The following is a 5,989-nucleotide window of genomic DNA, read 5'->3' as shown; positions in this document are numbered from 1 at the left end:
CTCATGAACAGCCTTGTAATTTTCATATTTGCAGCCGTTGTTTTTGCAATCGGCGTGGCGGTCACAAGCTGGAAGGAGAAGTAATACCAACATTTTTTATAGATATTTCAGATATAATCCTATGGAGCTATTTCAGGGTAAGGGAATAAAGTTTATTGTTGTTGCAATTGTTGTTGCAATGTTTTTTATGCCATTGTATTCCAGCAGTCAGGCAATTTTTTCACCTGCCAGCTCTCCTCTCAACCCTCCTTCATCTTTTGATTTGAGAGATGTTGACGGCGTTAATTATGTTACATCTGTGAGAAGTCAGCAGGGAGGCACATGCTGGACTCACGGAACAATGGCAGCAATAGAAGGCAACTTACTCATGACGGGCAACTGGGCGGCGGCAGGCGAGGAGGGCGAGCCGAATCTGGCGGAATACCACCTTGACTGGTGGAATGGTTTCAACTCATTCAACAATGATGACGATCCTGGCGGAAGTGGCCTTACAGTTCATCAGGGAGGAGATTACAGGGTAGCATCTGCCTATCTTTCCAGAGGCGAGGGGGCGGTTAGGGACATAGACGGGCAGTCATATGACGCGCCGCCTGTGAGACACAGCTCGAGTTACCATTACTACTATCCCAGGAACATTGAATGGTACACTGCAGGCGATGATCTGAGCAATATTGACACCATAAAGGAGGAGATTATGAAAAACGGCGTCATGGGGACATGCATGTGTTACAGTAGCTCTTTCATAAGCAATTTTGTCCACTACCAGCCTCCGACCAGCGATATGGAGCCAAACCATGCTGTCGCAATTGTGGGCTGGGATGATAATAAGCAAACGCAGGCACCCCATCCCGGAGCATGGCTGTGCAAGAACAGCTGGGGAAGCGATTGGGGCGAAGACGGCTACTTCTGGATTTCTTATTATGACAAATGGTGCGGCAAGCATCCGGAAATGGGCGCCGTGTCTTTCCAGGACGTTGAGCCATTGAAGTATAAGCACATTTACTACCATGACTACCATGGATGGCGCGATACGTTGACAAATTGCAGCGAGGCGTTCAACAGATTTGTTGCGAACGAAAACGGGCTGCTGAGCGCGGTGAGCTTTTTCACCGCTGCCGACAACGTTGCTTACACCGTTACAATTTACGACAGATTTGAATGGGGAGAACTGGAGGATGAGCTATCAACAGAATCGGGCGTTATCGCTCACGAGGGTTTTCATACCATAGACCTTTCTGCCCCTGTCCGCCTCAGGGCAGGAGACGATTTTTACATATATCTGAAGCTTTCGGCAGGAGGGCAGCCCTATGACCGCACATCTGAAGTTCCCGTGCTTCTGGAAGATAACCCGTTCTCAAAGTGTTATATGGGGAATGTTGTCGTAAATTCCTCCTCGAATCCGGGTGAGAGTTATTATCTGGAAAATTCGACATGGAAGGATCTGTATTTTTTGGATAATTCCGCAAACTTCTGCATAAAAGGGCTTGTGCTCGCAGAGCCGGATTTGAAATGTGACGGCAGCATAAGCTGGGCCAATGTAAGGCCGGGCAGCACCGTAACCACCTCCTTTGCAATCGAAAATGATGGAGAGCCGTTATCCCGGCTTGACTGGGAGATAGTCAGCCATCCTGACTGGGGAACATGGAGTTTTTCGCCTTCAAGCGGCAGGTATCTGCCAGCAGGGAGCGCAGCCAATGTTCAAGTTTCCGTGGTTGCACCAGATGAGGAAAACCAGGAATTCAGCGGAGAGATAAAAATTGTTAATAAAGAAAATAGCAGCGATTTTGAAATCATAAAAGTAAATCTTGCGACGCCGATAACCGGCATTAATCCTCCAGCCATTAAATTCGTCCAGATGCTTATTTCCCATTTCCCTGAGCCTGAGCAGATTATATTGCTTAAATTGCTGCAATATATAAAACAAACTTTTTAATAGCACTGCTGCTTAAAATGCGATGTCCTTTCAGTTGTTCGAGCATACGGCAGATATAGGCGTGGAAGCATACGGCTCAACATTGGAGGAGGCATTTGAGGAAGTCGCAAAAGGAATGTTTTCGATAATCACAAACGGAAGCAAAATAGATTCGAAAGAAAAAAGAACGATACGCCTTCCCGTAGACTCGGACATGGAACAGCTTGTGGTGGACTGGCTGTCCGAACTTCTTTACATAAATGACGTTGAAGGGCTTGTATTCGGGGAGTTTAAAGTGAAAATAAACGATGAGCTTGTAGGAGAAGCATGGGGAGAAAAGTATGACAGGGAAAAGCACGGGTATGGGGTTGAAATAAAAGCGGTCACATACCACATGCTCCAAATCAAAAGAAATAAAAAAGGTTTTCATATAAGAGTGCTATTTGATATATAAGGTGGTTGGCTCGTAGTAAATAAAAAGAGGAAAAATATGTGGGAAGGACCTTTGGAGAAAGTGGGCGAATACAGGTATGAGATACCTCATACATATAAAGGAAAGAGCGGGAATCTGAACATGCGCACATCTGGCATAATATACGCCAGTGATGAGATGATAGATTCAATAAGGAGAGATGATGCTCCCGAGCAGGTTGCAAATGTTGCCACGCTACCGGGCATTGTCGGAAAATCGATGGCCATGCCGGAGATACACTGGGGATATGGCTTTCCTATAGGAGGGGTGGCTGCTACCTCTGCAGATGACGGTGTCATATCGCCTGGCGGCGTGGGCTTTGATATAAATTGCGGAGTCCGCCTTGTCAGGACAAATTTGCATATGGAGGATATCGATAGCAAAAAAATAAAGGCTCTGGTTGACGAGATGTTCAAAAACGTGCCTTCGGGGGTTGGAAGCAAGGCTAAGGTTAGGTTGAACAGAAATGAGCTTGACAGCGTTATTGAGATGGGAGCAAAATGGGCTGTCGAGAAAGGCTACGGATGGGAAAAAGACCTTGAGGTGCTGGAAGAAAACGGGCATATGGAAACGGATTTATCCACAATTTCAGAAAAAGCCAAGGAGAGGGGCAAATCGCAGGTCGGCTCGCTCGGGGCTGGCAATCATTTTCTTGAAATACAGAGGGTGGCAGATATATTTGACGGGGAAGCAGCAAAAGCATATGGCGTTGAAAAAGACCAGGTTGTTGTTCTCATTCATACCGGCTCCCGCGGCTTCGGCCATCAGGTTTGCACTGACCATCTCAGAGTTCTGGAAAATGCAGTCAGGAAGTACGGGATAAGGCTGCCGGACAGACAGCTTGCATGCGCCCCGATCCACAGCGAGGAAGGGCAGTCATATCTCAAAGCAATGGCAGGTGCTGCAAACTTCGCCTGGTGCAACCGGCAGATGATAGTTCATTGGGTGCGTCAGTCTTTTGAAAATGTTCTCGGAGAAAGTGCGGAGGACATGGGCATGGAAATCGTATATGACGTATGCCATAACGTGGCAAAGTTAGAAGAGCATGAGATTGACGGAAGGAAAATGAAGGTTTACGTTCACCGCAAGGGTGCAACAAGAGCCTTCGGCCCGGGAAGGAAGGAGGTGCCGTTGAAGTACAGGAATATCGGTCAGCCAGTCATAATTCCGGGGGACATGGGTACGGAGAGCTACCTGCTGAAAGGCACGGAGCAATCAGAAGAAACATTCGGCTCGACATGCCACGGTGCAGGCAGGGTGATGTCAAGAACGGCTGCCAAAAAAAGGTGGAGAGGCGAGGAGATAGGCAGGAATCTTGAAAGGAAGGGCATATATGCGCATCCTGCAAGCTGGAGCGTGATGGCCGAGGAGAGCCCTGACGCCTATAAGGATGTGGGCCAGGTCGTGGCTGTGACCCATGGCGCAGGTATATCGCTCAAGGTGGCGCGCATGGTGCCTTTAGGGGTGGTGAAAGGATAAGAGGTAATCATGGATTATATAACTGCAGTAATAAACATACTCATATGCCTTGTATTTGCTTTAATTTCCTTAAAATACAAAATACTGGACTTTAAGGGCACGCTTGCTGCAGCATTTATCGGCATAATAATATTATTTTCCACAGGCATAGAGTGGTTTGTCCTCCTGCTCATTTTCCTCGTATTCGGGGTTCTGGCGACAAAATTCCGCTACGGATATAAGGAAAGGAAGGGGTTGCACGAGCGGGGAAACGGAATGAGGAAGGCAAGCAATGTGATAGCCAATGGAATTGTTCCTGCTGCTGTTGCTCTTTTTGCCCTGAAATTCTCTCCCGAAAAAATGATTGTTCCGTTCACCGTGGCCATAGCGGTTGCAACTTCGGACACGTTTGCTTCAGAGATAGGCGTCATTTCCGACAAAGTATACCTCATAACCAATCTTAAAAAAACCGAAGTGGGCACAAACGGCGGCGTGTCATGGCTGGGAGAGGCAGCATCTGTTTTGGGAGCAGCCATTATCTCGATTTCAGCCTTCATTTTGGTCGGCATGGAGCCCAAATGGGTTGTTTTTTCAATAATAATGGGATTTGTGGGCTGCCAGATTGATTCTGTTCTGGGGGCGACCCTTCAGGGAGGGGTGAAGTCAAGGGAAGAGCAGCTTCCGTCTGATGCCGTACTCACAAACAGTGATGTCAATCTTCTTTCAATTTCCATCTCGGCTCTCATCTCATTCATATTTGCCGTGCTGTTGTTCTGAGGAGGATTACTTCATATACCTCAACCTTCTTTTTGTGAAATGGGAAGAGCCTTTTTATCGGAAAGGCATAATCCTTTGAATATGTTATTTCCCCTCCGAGAGAATCTACAAGAATTTTTATGAAGGGTAGAGTGCTTTTCAAATGAAGAGAGTACACAACAGGCGCAATTTCCATCCCTTTTTCCAAAAAAATTCGGTCTGCATTTCTGTTGCCAAGTTGAGAGCCGAATGGAGGGTTCATTATGACAGCATCTCCTTCAACCGCCACATCTCTGACATCTTTCACCATAAACGATACGTTTTCAAGCCCGAACTTTTTTGCCTCCTCCCTGGCGGTTTCTATGGCACGGCTATCAATATCCATGCCAACAACTTTTTTCGCCCCCATGAGGGCGGCCCCTATCGAAAATATGCCTGTGCCGCATCCGAGGTCGATAACCTCCTTTCCGTATATGTCATCATATGCATTGAAAATGATATCTGCGGCTATGTCTGCAGGCGTGTGGTACTGCTCAAGGGAAGGAGAAGGGTTCTCGATAGAAGAAATTTTTTGAAGGGCGATTTCAAGCTCTTTCTTTTTCATTTATTGAATATTGCTCCATCACTTTAAATATTGCTCCATGATTATCGACGCAGATGGAAGAGTATGGAGTCGTTGTATGCCCGAAATGCAAAATGGCAAGGGCAATCAGGCTAGGGCAGAAGGCGACAACATGCACGAGATGCGGGAAAAAATTTGAGGTCAAAGGCAGAGTGGTGTACAGGGCGAGAGATGCAAGGGAGGCTGCAATTGCAGTTGCCGAAATAAACAAAAAGTTGATGAGCAGATAGGGCACATATATACAAGCGGTCTACTATCTCTCCCCTCTCAATTAACCGGCTCAATAGAAATGATTTTTGGATGTATAAAGCATGTTTGGGGTCTGTGCGATGCAATGGGGTAAACCAATGCGGGCCGGTATTGTTCTTTCAGCACAATTTTGTCAACCGTTAACAATAAAAAAAACAAAGCATTACTGTATTGGTGAGGCAAAAAGCAGGGTAAAGACATACCTCAAAACACAAAATACTTCAAAACACAAAACAAATTTAAGTACAGAGGTGATATAAAACCATGAATAAAATAATAACGCTTGCAATTGCATTCCTTCTCTTCATTCCGTTTGTATCAATAAATGGAAACAACATTGCTTTGACAAATAGCACCAATGGCAATATTTTATATGTTGGAGGAAGTGGAGAAAATAATTATACAACCATACAGAATGCAATAAATTATGCAGAGGATGGTTTCACCATATATGTTTATCCTAGGAATTATAATGAGAGTATTGTGATAAACAGGAGTATTTCGTTGATTGGTATAGAAC

General features: G+C 45.8%; 7 protein-coding genes. 6 read left to right on the top strand and 1 reads right to left on the bottom strand.

The genetic code is table 11. The features are described 5' to 3' along the window. Positions 1-121: 121 nt before the first annotated feature. The 4 genes from J7J55_00865 to J7J55_00850 are packed head-to-tail and all read left to right on the top strand — an operon-like array spanning position 122 to position 4,619. On the top strand, positions 122-1,933 hold the full coding sequence (locus J7J55_00865) for a hypothetical protein (GenBank protein ID MCD6141264.1): 1,812 nt from the start codon (positions 122-124) through the stop codon (positions 1,931-1,933). A 22-nt stretch (positions 1,934-1,955) separates the two neighbouring features. After that, a complete protein-coding gene (locus tag J7J55_00860; GenBank protein ID MCD6141263.1) occupies positions 1,956-2,366 on the top strand; it encodes an archease in 411 nt (136 codons plus the stop codon). A 36-nt stretch (positions 2,367-2,402) separates the two neighbouring features. Next, positions 2,403-3,863, top strand: a complete 1,461-nt coding sequence (locus tag J7J55_00855) for an RtcB family protein (GenBank protein ID MCD6141262.1) — start codon at positions 2,403-2,405, stop codon at positions 3,861-3,863. A 9-nt stretch (positions 3,864-3,872) separates the two neighbouring features. Continuing rightward, positions 3,873-4,619 carry a DUF92 domain-containing protein gene (locus J7J55_00850; protein MCD6141261.1) on the top strand — a complete coding sequence of 249 codons (747 nt, stop codon included), beginning with the start codon at positions 3,873-3,875 and terminating at the stop codon, positions 4,617-4,619. Here J7J55_00850 and J7J55_00845 read toward each other — a convergent pair. Beyond that, positions 4,594-5,202, bottom strand: a complete 609-nt coding sequence (locus J7J55_00845; protein ID MCD6141260.1) for a methyltransferase — start codon at positions 5,200-5,202, stop codon at positions 4,594-4,596. The genes J7J55_00850 and J7J55_00845 overlap by 26 nt on opposite strands. 53 nt (positions 5,203-5,255) lie before the next feature. Here J7J55_00845 and J7J55_00840 point away from each other — a divergent pair, with 53 nt between their 5' ends. Together J7J55_00840 and J7J55_00835 are read left to right on the top strand one after the other, a co-directional pair. Further along, positions 5,256-5,450 carry a hypothetical protein gene (locus tag J7J55_00840; protein MCD6141259.1) on the top strand — a complete coding sequence of 65 codons (195 nt, stop codon included), beginning with the start codon at positions 5,256-5,258 and terminating at the stop codon, positions 5,448-5,450. Between the two features lie 283 nt (positions 5,451-5,733). Further along, positions 5,734-5,989, top strand: a 256-nt coding sequence (locus J7J55_00835) for a hypothetical protein (GenBank protein MCD6141258.1), incomplete at its 3' end; no start/stop codon positions are given.

It is taken from the genome of Candidatus Bipolaricaulota bacterium (assembly GCA_021159055.1).
GTDB lineage: Bacteria > Bipolaricaulota > Bipolaricaulia > UBA7950 > UBA9294 > S016-54.
Note: the sequence above shows the minus strand (reverse complement) of the source record. Positions and strands in the feature narration are given on the sequence as shown.